Origin of the sequence: Emticicia sp. 17c (assembly GCF_037153985.1) — a bacterium.
GTDB lineage: Bacteria > Bacteroidota > Bacteroidia > Cytophagales > Spirosomataceae > Emticicia.
On sequence record NZ_JBBAYI010000010.1, the window covers coordinates 152,542 to 173,706 of the forward strand.

Genomic DNA, 21,165 nt, shown 5'->3' on the forward strand with positions numbered 1-21,165 from the left:
AACAATGTACGTTGCTGGTTTTCGGCAATACTACCACACAATTTTATTTTACTCTGGATTCAAAACTATAAATCTATGGAAAAGAAATGTTTTGTTTTTTTGTTCATATTGCTTTGGGCATCTGCCTTGAAGGCTTCGGCGCAGTTGATGTATCTGAAAGAAGAAACAAAATTTTCGGCTCACCCTCGTTTGTTGCTTCTGCAAGATGAAGAAAAAGATATTTTGAAAAACATTGCTTCTGACCCAAACTGGGCAAAAATACATCAGGTAATTATCAATGAAAGTGACCGTCTGATAAACATACCTACGCTGGAGCGCATACAAATCGGGCGTCGTTTGCTCGATAAATCCAGAGAATGCCTTCGCAGGGTTTTCTATCTTTCTTATGCCTACCGAACTACCCATGATAAAAAATACCTGAATAGGGCCGAACAGGAGTTATTGAAAGTTTCACAGTTTAGTGACTGGAATCCAAGTCATTTTCTGGATGTAGCCGAAATGACAATGGGCGTAGCCATCGGCTATGACTGGTTGTTTAACGATTTACCACAAACCTCAAAAGAAATCATCAGAGAAGCTATTTTGAAAAAAGGAATCGAGCCTTCGCTAGATAATAAATATAATAGCTGGCTGAAAGCCTCTCATAACTGGAATCAGGTTTGTAATGCAGGAATGACTTACGGCGCATTGGCTATTTTTGAAGATAATCCGGCTTTGGCAAGGCAGATTATTGACCGCGCCATCGGCTCAATCAAGCTGCCAATGCAAGACTACAAACCTGAAGGGGCTTATCCTGAAGGTTATAGTTATTGGGGATATGGCACCAGTTTTAATGTGATGTTTCTGAGTGCTGTTCAGAAAGCCTTCAATACAGACTTTCAGTTATCTAATGCACAAGGGTTTCTGAAAACAGCAGGATATTTTCAGCACATGGTGGGCACTTCGGGTAAGAGTTTTAATTATTCAGATGCCGGCAATGGCTCTGATTTAAGTCCGGCCATGTTCTGGTTTGCCAATCGGAATAAAGATAATAGCTTGTTGTACACTGAAAAAAATTACCTGCAAGGTGGAAATAAAAATATAGGTCGCGACCGCCTGCTGCCGGCAGCCATGCTATGGGGTAAAGATATTTCGTTGGTAAATGCAGAGGCTCCTAAACAGTTGCTATGGGTAGGGCAGGGTAAAAATCCTGTGGCATTGATGCGTACTTCATGGACAGACCCAAATGCAATTTATGTGGGTTTCAAAACAGGGTCGCCGTCAGTGAACCATGGTCACATGGATGTTGGGTCTTTTGTGATGGATGCCAACGGTGAACGCTGGTCGATGGATTTTGGTATGCAAGAATATGAATCGCTCGAATCAAAAGGCGTAAAACTTTGGGGTATGGCTCAAAACTCTGAGCGTTGGCAGGTGTTCCGCTATAATAATCTGGCACATAGCACTTTGGTTTTCGACAATGAATTCCAGAATGTAGAGGGTTATGCTGCCATTAATCAGTCAACCAGCAATCCTCTGTTTCTAAGTGCCGTCAGCGACATTACGGCAGTTTACAAGAACAAAACCCGACAGGTGCAAAGGGGAGTAGCTATTATAAATAAAAAATATGTAGCCGTAAAAGACGAAGTCAAAACAGCCGAAATACCTGTGAATGTACGTTGGGCTATGCTTACGCCCGCCGAAGTAAGCATGGCTGAAAATGGCGAAGCTATTCTGATGCAGAAGGGTAAAAAATTACGGCTAAAAGTACTAGAACCTTCAAATGCCCTTATTAAAACATGGTCAACACAAGGGCCGCACGAGTATGATGCTTCTAATGCTGGTACTACGTTGGTGGGGTTTGAAATAAGCCTTCCGGCGAATACTAAAACCAATCTGACGGTCTTACTGATTCCTGAAGGGGTAAAGCCAGAAAAAAGTATTCCTGCTCTTAATGACTGGAACAAATAAGTGTCTATCAATCCTGAACCTGAATACAGTATGAAAAAACTTTTTTTATTGTTTTTATTAAGCCTGCCTATACTAAGTACAGCACAGGTAACACAGCGAAACATTTTAGGTAATAGATATTCGTTAGATGCCTATAAACAGAATATTATTCCTAAAAATCAATGGAAGCCATACCCAAAAAACCCAGACGAGTGGAAGGCGGCTTTACCAGATACTCTTTTACAATCGTTGATTAAAGCTGGCGAACTAGCTGTACGTAAAGAAATGCCGCAGTTATCGGCTACTTTGCTCATGGAATATGTGCGTTCGGGTGACCGCGAACAGCATTCAAAAATATCTTATGCACGCCGTAATAACCTGATTGATTTGATACTGGCCGAATCGGTAGAAGGTAAGGGCCGTTTTACGGAAGCAATCATGAATTACGTTTGGGCTATTTGTGAAGAAACCTACTGGGGTGTTCCGGCACATTTAGGTGTGCAAAAAGCTAAAAATGGGTTACCCGATGCCGAAGACCCGACAGTTGATTTATTTGCTGCCGAAACGGCTTCGGTATTGGCTTTGACAGATTACTTTACAGGCGAAAAACTGGATAAAATCTCGCCTCTCATTCGTAAACGAATTTACTATGAAGTAAATCGTAAAATTTTTGAACCTATCAAGCAAGTAGAACGATATGGTTATTTGAGCAAGAAAAATCCTGTCAATAACTGGAATCCATGGATAGTCTCGAACCTCTTGATTGCCGACTTGCTGTTAGAAACCGACGAAACCAAACGAGTAAGCTATGCCTACAACTACGCCGGCTTTTTAGATTCGTATCTTAACAGTTTGGGAGATGAAGGCGGCTGTGACGAAGGCCCCAGTTACTGGTTTGCCGCTGGTGCTTGCGTGTTCGATGCGCTTGAAACCCTTGCGAGTGCTACAAATGGTAAGGTCGATATTTACAATGAGCCGCTAATTCAGAAAATGGCTTCGTATGTGTATAAAATGCACATAGCCGATGACTATTTCGTGAATTTTGCCGATGCTGACCCTAAACTACGCCCTGACGGATTAATGCTCTATCGGTTTGGGCAAGCCTTAAATGACAATGCTCTTACTCAGTTTGGTTTATGGGCATTCCAGAAATTCCCGACTACGGCAATAGCAAATAGTAGTTTCCACCGAATGCGCCGAATAGCCAACTTCCTGGTTTTACTAAAGGTACCTACAACACCAACATCTTACAAACCCAATGGCGATGCTTGGTTTGGAGATATTCAGGTACTTACTACACGCTCGTCGAATGGCTTTTTTCTGGCTACTCATGCAGGGCATAACGCCGAAAGCCATAATCATAACGATGTTGGCGATTTCCTCTTATATGCAAACGGAGAACCTGTTATTATTGATGCAGGGCGTGGTAATTATACAGCCCGTACCTTTTCGTCTAAAAGATACGAGTTGTGGTTTACACAATCGCAATACCATAATTTGCCTATTGTGAATGGTAAAGGGCAATTGGCTGGCCGCCAATATGAAGGTATAAACATTAAAAGTACCTTGAACGACAAAGAAGCCTCTCTGGCTATGAACATAACACCAGCTTATGACAAATCGACCGGTATAGAGGTATGGAACAGGACTGTAAAGTTAAATAAAATCAAAAATCAGATCGAAATAACCGACGACTATACTTTAACCCAAAAACCTGTATCGCTTGAGCAAGTGTTCATGACTGTTTGTGATATTGATACCGCTTCGCCGGGTAAAATAAGCCTGACTACTGCAAACAAACAAAATATAACTTTGCTCTACGATGCCAAAAACTGGAGTGTATCAACCGATTTGCCATCGACCGAAGGTATGGAGTACAACAGTTTTAAAACCAAATGGAATAGCCGCCCTGTACGTAGGATTATCCTGACAAACAAAGCATTACAACAAAAAGGTAAGTATACTTTTACGTTGGTTCAGAATTAAAAAATACATAAAAACCATAGTGCAAGAGGTGAACTGCACCTGCACCTCTTGCCACATGGTACTCAGAATTTCCTGAATGTAAAGGCTACTATGAGCAATAAAATACTTACTAGGCCCAGAGCTAACGGCAACGAAGTGGCCTCAGCCAGAAAGCCTAGCAGGGCAGGGCCAGCAAGCTGACCAATATATCCAAGTGTAGTTACGCCCGCAATAGCTGTGCTTGGTGCAACATCGGGTAAGTTACCAGCAGTACTGAAAAACACAGGTACAATATTAGCACAACCAATGCCTACCAGTACAAACCCCGAAATGGTAGCAATACCTGACGGAATTATTATGGCAATCAGTAGTCCTAAGGCTGCCATGACTCCTCCATAAAGTACTACTTTCTGTGAACTGAAACGATTAATCAGCCCGTCGCCAGACAAGCGCATAACAGCCATTGCCACCGAAAACGCAGCAAAACCCACCCCTGACATCGAATCTTCAAAGTTACGGTGAAACTTTAGAAAAACTGCGCTCCAGTCAAGTATAGCTCCTTCGGCCAGAAATGCAATAAAACACATCAATCCAAGTACAAGCACGGCACCTTTCGGAATAATAAGAGTAGCTGTTTCTACCTGTTTTTCGTCAGAATGAGGTAACAAATTATTGTATTGGCTAACTGAAATAACAACCAGTAATACTGATATTATGCTAATGGCAATTGTTGAAGACAAACCCAGTTCAAGCAAAAAACCAAGCCCTAATGAGCCAATAAGGCCTCCTAAACTGAACAAACCATGAAAAGAAGATAAAATATATTTTCCTACTCGTTCTTGTATCAGCACAGCCTGAGCATTCATGGAAACATCAATAGCCCCGATAGCCATCCCGAACAAATAGAGTGATATGGCAAGCATTATGCTATTATCGGCAAATAAAAGTAACGGCAAAATGGCTGAAATCATCAGGCCCGACAGTAACATAATAAGCCGGCTACCAAACTTATTAATTAAAGAACCTGTAAAAGGCATAATAGTCATGGCCCCTGCTCCCAGACAAAGCAGTATCAAGCCAAGACGGGCATCGTTTAGGTGTAGCCTTGTTTTGGCTAGCGGAACCATCGGCACCCAACTGGCTAAGCCAATGCCACATACCAGAAAAATAAGTAAAGTTGCTATACGTGCTTTGCGTAATTTGTTTTTTAAGGTTAAAGTATCTGTTTCAGAAAGCATAAACTCGTTCAGAAAAGTATGAGACATTAATTATTTCTCAAATAAATAGATATTCTCAAAAAGGTAAGGCATATTTTAAAAAAAATATTAATTACTTTTTAATCTTTAAGAATTTTATCAAATTTACACAATATAATAATTACCCTGAAAACCTGATTAACCCCTCATCCAGTAAAATTTCTATTCTCTAGTATTCCCAGAAAGTTGTTGTTAAAAGCAATCTTTTATCGTGGAATCCGCACATGTACGTAAAGATTATTTTAACCAAACCCCGATACAATAGGACTATATGAAGAATTTTTAAATTTTTTTAAAAATTAATTTCTTTAGCGTGTCCGTTACATTCTCAAACTGCTAACTGTTTGATTCCAAGCACATATCTATTTGTGCCTGCTATTTTTTTGTGGTTTTTATTAAACGGAATACAAGAATAATAGCCATATTATTAAGAATCTAATGTTGTATTTTTTCAAGAATATTTGAAATGATTTAGGGATTTTGCCGAATTAATTGACTATACATATTAACGAAGTCATGCATTTGAAAACTAACCGCTCTATAATGAAGTACCAAAAACTTACTGACGATGAATTGGTTGATTTCTTGAAAGGTGATAATCAGACAGCCTTTGAAGAGATATACAATCGGTATTGGTACAAACTATTTGGCATAGCCTACCATGAAATCGGTACCAGAGAAGAAGCCGAAGAATTAGTACACGACCTTTTTGAAAGCCTTTGGAATCGTCGCCAGACAAGTATTATTAGGCATTTGTCTTCTTATTTGGTGGTGTCTATCAAGCATTTGTCAACTAATTACATTAAGTCGCAAATTACACATCGTAAATTTCAAGAGTATCTGATATTCAATCAGATACATCAATCATACTCAACAGACGAAATCGTAGAATTTACTGACCTTTCGAAGGCAGTAGAAGAAGCGATGAAAAAGCTACCGGAAAAAAGCTGTGAAATTTTTAAACTCAGTCGTTTTGAAAACCAATCAGTAAAAGATATTGCCAGTAAGATGAATCTTTCAGAAAAAGCAGTTGAATATCATCTTACCAAAACGCTTAAAGTATTAAAGGAACAACTTCGGGCTTATCATATAGATAATTAATCAAGTTTCAAAATTAAAGATGCCGTTATTTTTACGAGCTAAGGTCTATGAACCAGCACGAATTCGACAAACTACTAGAAAAATATTTAGCAGGTGAGTGTAATTCTGAAGAAGAACAATTGATTTGGGAATGGCAGGATAACATGTTAAAAAACAGTCAGTTATCTCTTAATCCCGATGAGAAAGAAGCAATCAAAAAACGTCTTTGGAACAGAATTTATAGCAATACTATCGGTCAGGAAGAAGGTATTTCTTCCCCTAAACTGGCCATAACGCTTTTTAAATGGGGTATTGCTGCGGCAGTGTTGTTGGGTCTTGTTAATCTTTTCCTTTTGTTAAGAAACAAAGATTCCGACTTGGCCGCCAACACTGTAAACACCACTTTGGCTACTGATATTGAAATAAAAAATACTTCACTTACCGAAAACGAAATAAAACTGGAAGATGGCACTATTGTAAGGCTAAAGACCAATAGCTCAATCAGTTATCCGAAACACTTTGGCACCCATGTTCGAAATGTGTATCTGAAAGGAGAGGCATTTTTTAAAGTTAAACGTAACCCTAATGCTCCGTTTATTGTCCATACCGGCGATTTAGTTACCGAGGTATTAGGGACAAGTTTTAACGTAAAATCGTATGATAACGCCAAGGCTATCGAGGTTTCGGTTACTTCAGGGCGCGTATCAGTATATGAAGCATCCAGCCCCGTAGCTGATAAAAAGAACGGGGTTATTCTGACACCTAATCAGAAAGTGATTTTCGATAAAAGTTCAAAGAAAATCATACAGGGAATTGTAGAGAACCCACTGGTGATAGGCCAGCAAATGAACAAAATTGACTTTGTTTTTGAAGATACAATGCTGCCTCAGGTATTACAGAAATTAAAAAATTCCTATGGCATTGAAATAATCATTGAGAATCAGGATTTAGCCCAATGTGCGCTTACCGCTGACCTTAACGACCTGCCACTAACCACACAACTTGAACTCATTTGCCGCTCTATTAACGCCCGTTTCGAGCAACGCGGAACCAGTTTTTTTATAAGTGGCGAGGGGTGCAAATAAAACCATGTATCTATTCAACCTTAACAATCATATAATTTACAAAACCTAAATATTAACAAAACCAAAATGAAAACATGAAACAAAAAAAACCGATGATGTTGGCGCATCACCGGCTTTGAGCACTCTCAATCGAACGGCAATTCGATTCACGAGAGTAGAGTTTTTACCTATTACAAGTATAAAACCAACCTAAATGTATGAAAAAAGACGTACGTAGCAAACATTTTTTGCTTAAAGCAATGAAAATTACGTTTACTCAATTCTTGATGGTCGCTCTTTTTAGCGGACTTTCTTATGCCTTCGATGTCAATGGTCAAGAAGTACTTAACACTAACGTTTCTTTAAGAATAGAGTCTTTAGAAATTAAAAAAATTCTCAGCCAGATTGAACAGCAGGCAGAGGTGAAGTTTGTGTATAGTTCAAATACTATACGGTTGAATCAGAAAGTATCAATCGTGGTAAATAATAAGTTATCCGAGGTACTGAACGATTTATTTACACCTCTTCAGATTTCTTATGAGGTGGTAGGCTCCAGAATTCTACTTCGGAAAAAATCCCAGCTCAAGAAAATGTCATACATTGACGAGCTAAGGATGGAAAACGGAGAAATAATTGAACGAACCGTAAAAGGCAGGGTTACAGAAGCTGAGAAGAGCGAAGGCCTGCCTGGGGTAAGTGTTGTAATTAAAGGTACTACCAAAGGAACTACTACCGATGCCGACGGTGCGTATTCAATTGTAGTGCCTGATAATCAGTCTGTTCTGGTTTTTAGTATTGTAGGGTTTGAATCACAGGAAGTAATTGTAGGGAACCGTTCTACCGTTGATGTTGCCATGAAAGCCGACATAAAGTCGTTAGGTGAAGTAATTGTGGTAGGGTATGGTGTTCAGAAAAAAGAAACCGTTACAGGCTCGGTGGTGAGCGTTAAAGGTTCTGAACTCGTTAAGTCTCCGGCGGTTAACCTTAGTAACTCACTGGCGGGTCGTTTACCGGGGGTTGTTGCTGTAAACAGAAGCGGCGAACCGGGCTACGATGGTTCTGCTATTCGTATTCGTGGAGCTAATACCCTTAACAATAGTGATGCCCTGATTGTGATTGATGGTATTCCTAACCGTTCGGGTGGGTTTGACCGCCTCAATCCTGCTGATATTGAAAGTATTTCAGTATTGAAAGATGCTTCGGCAGCTATTTACGGTTCTCGTGCGGCTAACGGGGTTATTCTGATAACAACCAAAAGAGGTAAAACAGGTAAACCTGAATTATCATATTCATATAATCAGGGGTGGGCGCAACCTACTGTAATTCCTAAGCTAACCAATGCTGCACAGTATGTTGAAATGCTCAACGACTTGGATATTTATCAGTTACCAGTAGGAGAGTGGGCAACGGCCAATCAGGCTTATAAAAGTACAGGGGTCTATAAAAGACCAAACGGCGAAGAAAGGAAAGCACCTTTTTCTCCGACTGATATTCAGAAATACAAAGATGGTTCTGACCCGTGGTTACACCCCAATACCGACTGGTATGCAGCTACACTTAAAGACTGGTCTCCACAGTCACGCCATAATGTGCAGTTAACCGGTGGTACCGAAAACATAAGATACCTTACTTCATTGGGTTACCAAAAACAGGATGCTTACTATAAAAAATCGGCTACCGCCTATGAACAATATGACATCCGAGTAAACCTTGATGCAAAAGTTAATAAATACATTAATGTACAAATTGGTTTGTTAGGCCGTGAAGAGTTCAGACGTTTTCCGACTAAGCCTGCTGGGGCCATCTTCCGTATGCAAATGCGTGGTAAGCCTCATCAACCAGCTTACTGGCCAAACGGACTCCCTGGCCCTGATATTGAAAACGGAGAAAACCCCGTGGTAATTACTACCAATCAGACAGGTTACGAGCATGACAAACAGGATTATTTCCAGACTAACGGACAAATAGATATTAAGATTCCGGGTATTGAAGGACTTAAGTTTACAGGTACAGCAGCTATTGATAAGCGTATTCGCTCGTTAAGACGTTGGGAGATACCGTGGACACTTTACGAAAGAGGCTCAGGTTTTGAAGCTGACGGTACTACCCCTATACTCATTCCGAGTAAACGTGGCCCGGCAGAACCTCGCCTGTCGCTTGGTAACGAAACACAACTGAATATTTTGTTAGGGGGTATTGCTACTTATGAGCGTAATTTCAGTGGGCATGGCCTAACAGTTTTAGCTGGTACAAACCGTGAAACGATTCAAGGAAATGGTTTTAGTGCCTACCGTCGTTATTTTATCTCAACTGCTATCGACCAGCTATTTGCAGGCGGTGACCTTGAGAAAAATAATAGTGGTGGTGCTTATAATTCAGCACGTTTGAATTACTTCGGTCGTGTGGCTTATAATTTTAAAGAAAAATATCTGGCAGAGTTCCTGTGGCGTTATGACGGCTCCGACATTTTTCCTCAAAAAACACGTTACGGTTTCTTCCCGGGCTTTATGCTAGGATGGGTATTATCTGAAGAAAATTTCATTAAAAAAGGATTACCAGTAGTTAATTACCTGAAGTTACGCGGTTCGTGGGGGCAAATGGGTAATGACCAAGTATACCTGCCTAATACCACAACACCAGCCACGTATCAGTATTTATCAACCTATGGGTTCCGTAGTTATATTATTGGTAATGTTGAAACAAAAACCTTATATGAAACACGTATACCAAACAACAATATTACATGGGAAGTGGCAAACAATGCCGACATCGGTTTAGAAGGTCAGTTATTTAATGGTAAAGTGTCTTTTGAATTTGATGTATTTGCCAACAAACGCACAAACATTTTGTGGTTCAGAAATGCGTCAGTTCCACAGTCAACAGGTCTGACATTACCTGCTGAAAACATCGGTGAAATCTCGAATAAAGGATGGGAGTTTAACATCGGTTACCGTAGTCAGGTTGGTGACTTTAAATATAGCGTGAGTGTAAATGGCGGATATGCTAAAAATAAAGTACTTTTCTGGGACGAAGCACCCGGCGCACCTGCATGGCAACGCACAACGGGTAAACCTATGTATACTTATCTGGCTTACATTTATGATGGTGTGTTCAAAGATCAGGCAGAAATTGATGCCAATCCGATTGATTACAAAGCAATTGTGAATCAGCTACGCCCCGGCGATATGAAGTATAAAGACTATAATGGTGATGGCAAAATTACTCCTGATGACCAAGTTCGTGACGATAACACACAGTTACCTAAGTTTCAGGGAGGTATGAATATTACGGCTCAATACAAAAACTTCGACCTTACTATCTTATTTCAGGGAGCCGCTGGCGCCAAACAATATGTAAGTGCGGGTGAGTCTGGTAATATCGGTAATTTCTTGCTTGATATTTATGAAAACCGCTGGACAATCGACAATCCAAGTAGTGTACACCCGCGTATTGCTAACCGTAGCGACCAGTATTTCTCGGGCGGAAACACTTATTGGCTAAGAAGTACTGATTATCTACGCTTGAAAAACTTTGAGTTAGGGTACACTATTCCGAGTGCATGGGGGTCAAAAGTAGGCTTGAATAACTTCAGAGTTTATGTAAACGGCCTTAACCTCGTTACATGGGATAAACTGAAAGTGTATGACCCTGAGTCTGCCAACTCTACTGGCCAGTACTATCCTCAAGCAAGAATTATCAATGCAGGTCTGACAGCAACATTCTAAAAATTAAATTGAACAGCAATGAATAAATTTAAGAAAATATTAGCATCTACTGTTATTGCAGGTTTTGTTATAACAAGTTGTAACGATGATTTTGTGAATACCAGCCCTCTTGATCAGGTGTCTGAGGCCGCTGTATGGTCTGATGCTGCACTGGCAGAGGCTTTCGTTACAGAATTATACGGAGGCTTAGGGCTGGGCGGTTTTAATGAGCAAATGCTTGCTTCTTTAACCGACGAAACCGCCTTTACTCACCCCGGCCGTGACATCACAACCATTACCGAGGCCCGTTCAAATCCGGCTGCTCCGGGCTGGATAAATAATACCATACAGTGGCAACAAATGTACATTCGTATCAGAGCTTGTAACTTGGCTCTTAAAAATCTGGAAACACCGAAATTTACTAACACCAATAAAATTGCCGAACGTCTGAAAGGTGAAGCACTCTTTATGCGTGCGTATTTTTATCATCAGTTAGTACGTTATTTCGGAGGTGTTCCGCTTGTTGACCGCCCTTATGATTTAGGTGAGGCCGATTACATGGCTCCTCGTAATACGATGGAAGAATGTATTAATTTCATTGTGAAAGATTGTGACCAAGCGGCCACTTTGCTCGATGGTAAAACTCTGGCCGCTGGCCGTGCTTCAAAAGCCGCAGCTTTAGCACTTAAATCACGTATATTGCTATATGCTGCCAGCGACTTGTACGACGTAAACACAGCCAAGGCAAAATCAACAGCTATGGCTGCTTTCAGCAAACCCGAAATATTGGCTATTGCAAGTGGTAGCCGTGTCGAACGTTGGACAAAAGCCAAAGCCGCAGCAAAAGCTGTTCTTGATTTAGCAGGTTATGGTTTTAACCTTAATTTGTCTGCCCCAGTAAGCAAAGAAGAAGGAACAACCAACTACATGAATATTTCACTTTCGCGTAATGGTGGTGAAAAAGAATTGATTTTTGCACGTTACTTTATCAATGCTAAGCAAGAAGATGGCGGTCGTCAGGGTTTATTTAATGGGCCAAATGGTTACCATAACTGGGCCGGAAATACACCTATCCAGAACTTTGTAGATGATTACGAAATGATGGATGGAACAAAATTCAGCTGGCAGAATACACAACAGGCTAGCAACCCTTATGTAAACCGTGACCCTCGTTTCTATGCTTCTATTCTTTATGACGGTGCGCCGTGGAAACCACGCACAGCCGATGTAGCCGCCAAAGACCCTGCTAACCAGATTCAGACAGGCCAATATGAAGTAACCGATGGTTCAGGAAAGAAAGTGCCTTACTTTGGTTTGGATACCCGCAAAAGTTCGGTTGAAGACTGGAACGGTAGTTATACAGGGTATTATATGCGTAAGTTCATTGACCCGAACCCTGCAATTATTGACCAGAATACATGGCAGCAAATACCGTGGCCACATTTGCGTTACACCGAAGCTGTATTTAACTACGCCGAGGCTTGTATCGAACTAGGCGAAGATGCAGAGGCACGTACATGGCTTAATAAGATACGTTTCCGTTCAGGGATGCCTGCTCTTACCGAATCGGGCGATGCCCTGCGCCAACGGTATCGAAATGAACGCCGGATTGAAATGGCCTTTGAAGAACAACGCTACCATGATGCCCGCCGTTGGATGATTGCTCCAACAACACTCGGTCGAAAAGCCAATATCATTACGGTACTTGGTACTTTAAAAGATGGTAAAAGCGTTTCTTTGTATAAATATGACCCATCAAATTATAATTATGAATACAAAGTAACAGATATGGACCCCGGCAAAGAAAACCGTACATGGCTTGATAAAATGTACTTCCTGCCAATCCATCGTGATGAAATGAATCGTAATAATAAGCTCATACAAAATCCTGGGTACTAACCTGTATTTTTTGTAAATTGGGTAGCTGAGACACTGAAAAGATACTCGGCTACCCAAATTTTTATGATTGTTATAATACTTTCAAATGAAATACCTGAACCTCTTTTCTCTAAACCTATTATTACTACTAACCGCCTGTAAAGGCCCTGACTCTACTTCAGACAATGCAATAGCTGCTGATACTGAGCCACAACTTTTTACGCTCCTTGATGCCCAGCAAACACACATCGATTTCCAGAATATCATTAATGAAGGGCTCAATACCAACGTACTCATGTATGAGTATTTCTATAATGGCGGCGGCGTATCAGTAGGCGATGTGAATAATGATGGGCTTGATGATATTTATTTTACAAGTAATATGCAGTCGAATCGCCTTTATCTTAACAAAGGTAACATGGTTTTTGAAGATATTACCGAGGCCGCAGGGGTAAGCGGGCGACAAGGCCCATGGAAAACCGGAACTACTATGGCTGATGTAAACGGTGACGGCTTGCTTGATATTTATGTATGTTATTCGGGTAACCTGACACCCGAAAAACGTACCAACCAGTTGTTTGTAAATCAGGGTAAAAATAATGCGGGTATACCTGTTTTTTCAGAAAAAGCACATGAATACGGTCTCGATAGCCCTTCAACAAGTACACAGGCAGCATTCTTTGATTATGACAAAGATGGTGACTTGGATATGTTTCTGTTAAACCACAATCCGAAATCATTGCCTGTTTTGGACGAAGCAACTACGGCTGCGATACTGAAAACTGATGACCCCTCGAATGGAGTACGCTTTTACAGACATGATAAAGGAAAAGACGGCCAACCTGTTTTTAAAGACATCACCAAACAAGCAGGCATACTGAGCACGGCCTTATCTTATGGGTTGGGCATTGGTATTGCCGACTTTAATAATGACGGCTGGCAAGATATGTACGTCTCGAACGATTACACAATTCCAGATTTCCTGTATATCAATAATAAAAAAGGAGGCTTTGTTAATCAGATAGCCGAAAGTATAGGGCATACATCTCATTTTTCAATGGGTAGCGATATGGCCGATATAAACAATGATGCCCTGACAGATATTTTTACGCTGGATATGTTGCCGGAAGATAACCGCCGTCAAAAACTCTTAATGGCCCCCGATAACTATGAGAAATTTGACTTCAATGTAAAAGTTGGTTTCGGACACCAATATATGCGCAATATGCTACACCTTAATCAAGGTGTGTTTGCAAATAAAACTACTCCACAGTTTTTAGAAATTGGTCAGTTATCAGGTATTTCTAATACCGATTGGAGTTGGAGTGCCTTATTTGCAGACTATGATAACGATGGCTGGAAAGACCTATACATAACCAACGGTTATCTGAGAGACTATACTAATCTGGATTTCCTGAAATACATGAGTGATTATATTCAGAACAATCAGGCAAACATCCAGCGGCAAAACGTACTTGATTTAGTGATGAAGATTCCATCATCGAACCTCACCAACTACATGTACAAAAACGGTAAAAATCTCCAGTTTAAAAGCGTAGGGAAAAATTGGGGAATGGCTCAAGCCGCCAATAGTAATGGGGCTGCTTATGCTGACCTTGATAACGATGGTGACCTTGACCTGATTGTCAATAATATTAACCTTCCGGCTTTTATTTACCAGAACGATACCGAGAAGCAACTCAAAAATCATTACCTTAAAATAAAACTCAATGGCTCTGGGTTAAACACCTTCGGGTTAGGCGCAAAAATATATCTTTACAAACAAGGGCAAGTACAGTACCTTGAACAAATGCCTACGCGTGGGTATCAATCAAGTGTTTCGCCAATACTCCATTTGGGTTTAGGAGATGAGCCTCGTATCGATTCACTGAAAGTTATCTGGCTAACTGGTAAGCAGCAGGTTTTGAAAAACATTACTGCCGATAAACTCATTGCTATCAATGAAAAAGAAGCTGTTGAACTGCATAATTTCAGCTTTACAATTAACCCACTACTAAAAGAAACTAACGTGGGCATTAACTTTCAGTCAGCAAAAAACACACTGAATGATTTTAAAAGGCAACCTTTAATGGTAAATCCTTTATCATTTACCGGCCCATGCCTAGCTAAAGGAGATATAAATGGAGACGGCCTTGAAGATATTTTCATCGGCAGTGGCAGCGGGCAGCCCGCAACATTATATGTACAAACAAAAAATGGCAAATTTACCCCAAAGACCCAACCAACTTTTGAAACTGATAAACAAAATGAAGATACTGATGCCGTTTTTTTTGATGCAAACGGTGATACTTTCATTGACTTATATGTAACCAGTGGCGGTTACGGAAACTTACTACCAGAAGACCCGCTTCTGCAAGACCGATTATACCTGAACGATGGTAAAGGTAGTTTTTCCAAAGCTGTAAACGCTTTGCCAAAAATGCTCGTGAGCAAAAGTTGCGTAAGAGTGGCAGACATCAATCAGGATGGAAAACCTGATTTGTTTATAGGTGGGCGCGTCATTCCGGGGCGTTATCCCGAATCACCAAGAAGTTATCTTTTAATAAACGAAAGTAAAGGGGCAGACGTAAGGTTTACCGACCAGACTGACAAAATAGCTCCTGAATTAAAAAATATCGGCATGGTGACTGATGCCGCTTGGTATGACCTAAATCAGGATAAAAAACCTGAATTAATCTTAGTTGGCGAATGGATGCCCTTGCAGGTATTTAATAATCTTAATGGTAAATTATCAGAAGCAAGTAAGCATTACTTTGATAAGCCCTACACCGGGCTTTGGAACAAATTATTAGTAGATGATTTGAATAATGATGGCAAAGTTGATTTACTGGTTGGGAATATGGGAACTAATTCTCAGTTAAAAGCCACAGCCACCGAACCCGCTGAGTTATTTTACAAAGACTTTGATGATAACGGTTCCGTTGACCCTATGCTATGTTTTTATATTCAAGGTAAAAGTTATCCTTACGTAACCCGCGATGAACTACTTGACCAGATAAGTTTGATGCGAACGCGTTTTCCTGATTATAAAAGTTATGCCGATGCTTCAATGAAAGAAATCTTTACTCCAGAAGAACTCGAAAACATGAAACAACTAAGTGTAACTACACTTAGAACAACGCTGTTTATGGGTTCTCAAGATGGAAAATTTCAGGAGAAATCATTGCCTGTGGAGGCCCAGTTTTCACCAGTTTTTGCCATAACCTCAACCGATATAGATGCCGATGGAAAAAAAGATTTAATACTGGCCGGAAACATTAATCGCGGACGTTTGAGGTTTGGAAAATATGATGCTAATTTGGGTTTACTTTTAAAAGGCAATGGAACAGGGCAGTTTAATGCAATTACGCAGAAAAACTCAGGTCTTGGTATAGCAGGAGATGTTCGGAGTATGATTAATATCAATCAACTGTTATTTGTAGGTATTAATCAGCAGCCATTAAAAGTATACAGCTATAAGAAATAAGAAAAAACGAGTTGATTTAAGGTTATTAAGTAAAATTCTACCCGATGAGATTTCTGATAATATTTGCAAGCCTTGCTTACATAGGTCTGGCCTGTACAACAAAGCCCGAAAAAATACCTCAGCTAAGTAGTAACGAAGTAAGTAATGTAATTACCCGAATGACCGACATCATGATTCATGATGTATCGAATCCGCCGTTAGCCACCCGTTTTTTTTCGTATGCCTGTTTAGCAGGCTATGAGGTAGTAAGCCAGAATGACACCTCTTTTCATTCAATGAAAGGGAAACTGAACGGCTACCCGGATATTAGTGTAAAAAAACCAGAAGGCACGTTCTCGGCACAGGTGAGTGCCATACTGGCCATGATGGAAACCGCAAAAAAAATACAGCCATCAGGCAAAATATTGGCCGATTATGAGCAAAAATGGATAGACTCGTGCCAAACTATCGGTTTTTCAAAAGAAGTAATGGATAACTCTTTAGCTTATGCCCAAAATATAAGCAAACAACTGTTGGCTTATGCCAAAGCCGATAAATACAATCAGATAAGTAATTATCCAAGATATACTCCGGGCGGTAAAGATGGAGATTGGTTCCCTACGCCACCGGCATACTTCCCACCTGTTGAGCCTTATTTTCATACCATAAGGTCATTCACACTCGATTCCGCCAATCAGTTTAATCCGTCTCCGCCAATTCCGTTCTCAACCGATAAAAAGTCAGAATTTTATCGGTTAATGCTTAATCTTTACAATGAAAAACTACCACAAGCCCACAAAGAAATAGCTGCTTTCTGGGATTGTAACCCGTTTGCTTTGCAGGATAACGGACACCTGATGGTAGGTGTAAAGAAAATTTCTCCCGGTGCGCATTGGATGGGTGTGGCAGGTATTGTCTGTAAACAAGCAAACTTAAGCCTTGAGAAAACATTACAGATACATACAGTATTAGCCATAGGGCTTATGGATGGTTTTATTGGTTGCTGGGGAGAAAAATACCGTAGTAACAGAATACGCCCCGAAACCGCCATTCGGAAATATATTGACCCAAACTGGCGGCCACTTCTGCAAACACCTCCTTTTCCTGAGTATCTGAGTGGGCACTCTACTGTTTCGTCTGCCTCAGCGGTAATTCTTTCTCATTTTTTTGGAGATAATTTTAAATATACCGATTCGGTCGAAAAACGTTTTGGGTTAGAGCCACGTACATTCCCTTCATTTCAGGCTGCTGCCGACGAGGCAGCCATTTCTCGTTTTTATGGAGGTATCCACTTTATTGATGCCATCGAACGCGGACAAAAACAGGGTTCTGAGGTAGGGAAACAGGTCTTGAAACGATTAAATAATTTTTAATCGAAGAATTTTCAGAAGGATATTCGTATTCTGGTAAAAAATATGAATATTTACATACCAAATACAAAATTCTCTTTCGTTATATTCAACAGACTTGTTTAGTATAAGTAACCTAACCCTGAAATTCTGATGTCGAACTTAAATATTGACACTGTAAAAGAGCGTACATTTGATGCTATTGTGATTGGCTCTGGTATGAGCGGCGGATGGGCAGCCAAAGAACTGACCGAAAAAGGACTTAAAACATTAGTTCTGGAACGTGGCCGAAACATTGAGCATATAAAAGATTACCCTACAACTTTAAAAAATCCTTGGGAGTTTGAGCATCTGGGGCAGGTACCTAACATAATTAAAGAAGAATATAAAATTCCTAGCCGGCATTATATTTTTGGTGAAAGTACCCTTCACTTTCTGGTGAAAGATGCCGAACAAGAATATATTCAGGAGCATCCTTTCGACTGGATGCGGGCATATCAGGTAGGGGGTAGGTCGTTACTTTGGGCCAGACAAACCCAACGTTGGAGTGACTACGATTTTGAAGGCCCCGCACGTGACGGCTATGCTGTTGACTGGCCCATCAGATATGCTGATATTGCTCCGTGGTACAGTTATGTTGAAAAATTTGCAGGTATTACTGGTAACCGCGATGGAGTTGATACCTTACCAGATGGCGAGTTTCTGCCTCCGCATGAAATGAGTTGTGTTGAAAAATACTTCAAACAACAGATGTCTACCCATTATAAAGACCGACACGTTATTATTGGTCGGGCGGCTCATTTAACCCAACCCAAAGACATTCATTATAAACAAGGGCGCGCACAATGCCAGAATCGGGTTATTTGTGAGCGAGGATGCCCTTATGGCGGATATTTCAGTAGTGTTTCTTCAACAATACCGTGGGCTAAGCGTACAGGCAGGCTTACCCTGCGCCCTCATTCGGTAGTACATTCTATCATTTATGACGATAAAAAACAAAAGGCCACAGGAGTACGTATTATAGATGCCCAAAGCCTTGAAATGATAGATTTTTACGCAAAAATTATTTTCGTTAATGCTTCTACGGTTAATTCAAACCTGATTCTATTAAATTCTATTTCTAATCGTTTCCCGAATGGGCTAGGTAACGATAACGAAATTTTGGGTAAATATATGGCTTTTCATACATTCAGAGGCCGTATTGCTGCTGAATATGATGGTTTACTTGACTCCACTACCGACGGAAAACGCCCTAATAGCAGCTATATTCCGCGTTTTCGGAACGTATATAAACAAGAAACAGATTTCTTACGTGGATACGCCGCCGGTTTTAGTACTTCAAGAGGCTATGCACCCGATAACAGTGGTATAGGCGAAGACCTGAAAGAACATCTCATGAAACCCGCGCTTGGTCCGTGGCAGGTAGGCTCGCACATGATGGGCGAGACCATTCCTAAAGAAAAAAGCCGTGTATGGTTAGATAAAGACCTGAAAGATAAATATGGTCTGCCTCAATTACACGTATCTGTCGAATATGATGATAACGACGATAAAATGCTGAAAGACTTCTGGGAGCAATATACTGAAATGTATACAAAAGCTGGATTTAAGAATATCCAGACTTTTGATACAAAACGTAACCCGGGTAGCGAAAACCATGAAATGGGAGGGGTACGTATGGGAAAAGACCCTAAAACCTCGATGTTGAATAAATGGAACCAGATGCATAATTGTAAAAATGTATTTGTGACCGATGGCGCCTGTATGCCGTCTACTTCAACACAAAATCCATCGTTAACTTATATGGCACTTACAGCCCGTGCGGTCGATTACGCCCTGAAAGAAATGAAAGCGCTTAGGATATAGTTATTTTGAATTACAAAAGTCTATGAAAATAAGCCGCTTTATTTTTTTACTGTTTTTCTTTGTAAATTCCTTTGCTCAAAAGGCATCAAAACCTAATGTTATCTATATTTATGCCGATGATTTAGGCTATGGAGAACTAGGGTGTTATGGACAGAAAAAAATAAAAACGCCGTATCTGGACCAACTTGCCAAAGAAGGTATCAGGTTTACGCGCCATTATACTGGTGCACCTGTCTGCGCTCCGGCAAGGGCTATGCTCATGACCGGAAAACACAGTGGGCACTCGTATATCAGAGGTAATTATGAACTAGGTGGGTTTGAAGACAACAAAGAAGGCGGGCAAATGCCATTACCCGAAGGGGTATTTACTATTTCCCACCTTATGAAAAAAGCAGGTTATAACACGGCTGCAATCGGTAAATGGGGGTTGGGCATGAGCAATACTTCTGGTGACCCCAACAAGCATGGCTTTGACTATTTCTATGGGTATCTTGACCAGAAACAGGCACATAACTTTTATCCGACACATTTGTGGGAGAATGGAAAGTGGGATACCCTTCGCAATCAGTACATAAACGTGCATCAGCCGCTACCACAAAATGAAACTAGCCCTCAGGCTTTTGAAAAGTTCAGAGGAAAAGACTATTCGCTGACCAAAATGGCTGAAAAAACACTGGCTTATATTCGTCAGCATACTGACCAGCCCTTTTTTCTTTACTTGCCATACACAGGGCCACACCTATCTCTACAAGCTCCCGAAGAAGCAGTGAACGAATACAAGGGGAAATTTGAAGAACAACCTTATCGGGGCGAAAAAGGCTATGCTTCAACACCATACCCACTTTCAACTTATGCCGCCATGATTACCTACATGGATAAACAGGTAGGCCGAATAATGGCTCTGTTAAAAGAACTCAATCTCGACAAAAACACGCTTATTATGTTCAGCAGTGATAACGGGGCCACTTTTGATACTGGTGGTGCTGATACTAGATTCTTCAATAGTGTTGCAGGGTTGCGTGGCCGTAAACAGGATTTATATGAGGGAGGTATAAGAGAACCATTTATAGCCCGATGGCCAGAAAAAATAAAGTCTGGACAAACATCTGATTTAGTCTCAACCCAATATGATTTAATGGAAACATTGGCCGAACTAACAGGTGTTAAAGCATCACCCAATGATGGTATTTCATTTTTACCGACGCTCTTAGGGAAAACAACAAGCCAGAAAAAGCATTCTTACCTATATTTTGAGTTCCCTGAGAAGGGCGGGCAAGTTGCAATAATAATGGGTGATTTTAAAGGGATAAAAAGCGACATGAAGAAAAATAGACAAGCCAAATGGGAAATATATAATCTGAAAACCGACGAAAAAGAAACCACAGACATAAGCGCACAGTATCCTGAACTGATTCGACAATTTGACGAAATTGTAACAAAAGAACACCAGCCTGCTCATATTCGCGAATGGGAATTTATTAATCCCAAATTCTGATACCAGCTTCATCTTCTATTAAAGTCGGCAGTAAAAAATCTGCAAAAATTACGCCTATTGAGCCTCAGAAACCGCTAAATCTACTATCCAGATGGTAGGCATAAGCTAAAATA

The 21,165-nt window shown here is 40.6% G+C and carries 11 protein-coding genes; 10 read left to right on the forward strand and 1 reads right to left on the reverse strand.

What is annotated here, in order from left to right:
* Positions 1-75 precede the first annotated feature (75 nt).
* Both WAA15_RS18645 and WAA15_RS18650 read left to right on the forward strand, forming a co-directional pair.
* Positions 76-1,950: a heparinase II/III domain-containing protein gene (locus WAA15_RS18645; protein ID WP_337044339.1), complete on the forward strand. Its 1,875-nt coding sequence runs from the start codon at positions 76-78 to the stop codon at positions 1,948-1,950.
* 30 nt (positions 1,951-1,980) lie between these two features.
* Positions 1,981-3,915 carry a heparinase II/III domain-containing protein gene (locus tag WAA15_RS18650; protein WP_337044340.1) on the forward strand — a complete coding sequence of 645 codons (1,935 nt, stop codon included), beginning with the start codon at positions 1,981-1,983 and terminating at the stop codon, positions 3,913-3,915.
* A gap of 62 nt (positions 3,916-3,977) precedes the next feature.
* Here the strand turns inward: WAA15_RS18650 and WAA15_RS18655 are convergent, their stop codons facing one another.
* Positions 3,978-5,159, reverse strand: a complete 1,182-nt coding sequence (locus tag WAA15_RS18655) for an MFS transporter (protein ID WP_337044341.1) — start codon at positions 5,157-5,159, stop codon at positions 3,978-3,980.
* 534 nt (positions 5,160-5,693) lie between these two features.
* On the opposite strand from WAA15_RS18655, the gene WAA15_RS18660 reads away from it, so the two are divergent.
* The 8 genes from WAA15_RS18660 (at position 5,694) to WAA15_RS18695 (ending at position 21,052) form a co-directional block, all read left to right on the forward strand.
* The gene (locus tag WAA15_RS18660) at positions 5,694-6,251 is read left to right on the forward strand and encodes an RNA polymerase sigma factor (protein WP_337044342.1); all 558 of its coding nucleotides are present in this window, start codon (positions 5,694-5,696) and stop codon (positions 6,249-6,251) included.
* A 47-nt stretch (positions 6,252-6,298) separates the two neighbouring features.
* Positions 6,299-7,315, forward strand: a complete 1,017-nt coding sequence (locus WAA15_RS18665) for a FecR family protein (RefSeq protein ID WP_337044343.1) — start codon at positions 6,299-6,301, stop codon at positions 7,313-7,315.
* A gap of 569 nt (positions 7,316-7,884) precedes the next feature.
* Complete coding sequence (locus WAA15_RS18670; protein ID WP_442892813.1) at positions 7,885-11,019, forward strand: SusC/RagA family TonB-linked outer membrane protein; 3,135 nt, start codon at positions 7,885-7,887, stop codon at positions 11,017-11,019.
* 18 nt (positions 11,020-11,037) lie between these two features.
* Positions 11,038-12,897 (forward strand): RagB/SusD family nutrient uptake outer membrane protein, encoded by a 1,860-nt coding sequence (locus WAA15_RS18675; RefSeq protein WP_337044344.1) that lies wholly within the window; start codon positions 11,038-11,040, stop codon positions 12,895-12,897.
* Between the two features lie 85 nt (positions 12,898-12,982).
* Positions 12,983-16,363 (forward strand): VCBS repeat-containing protein, encoded by a 3,381-nt coding sequence (locus WAA15_RS18680; RefSeq protein ID WP_337044345.1) that lies wholly within the window; start codon positions 12,983-12,985, stop codon positions 16,361-16,363.
* A gap of 44 nt (positions 16,364-16,407) precedes the next feature.
* On the forward strand, positions 16,408-17,715 hold the full coding sequence (locus WAA15_RS18685) for a vanadium-dependent haloperoxidase (protein ID WP_337044346.1): 1,308 nt from the start codon (positions 16,408-16,410) through the stop codon (positions 17,713-17,715).
* Positions 17,716-17,844: 129 nt separating this feature from the next.
* Positions 17,845-19,557 carry a GMC family oxidoreductase gene (locus WAA15_RS18690; protein ID WP_337044347.1) on the forward strand — a complete coding sequence of 571 codons (1,713 nt, stop codon included), beginning with the start codon at positions 17,845-17,847 and terminating at the stop codon, positions 19,555-19,557.
* Between the two features lie 22 nt (positions 19,558-19,579).
* The gene (locus WAA15_RS18695; RefSeq protein ID WP_337044348.1) at positions 19,580-21,052 is read left to right on the forward strand and encodes an arylsulfatase; all 1,473 of its coding nucleotides are present in this window, start codon (positions 19,580-19,582) and stop codon (positions 21,050-21,052) included.
* Positions 21,053-21,165 lie beyond the last annotated feature (113 nt).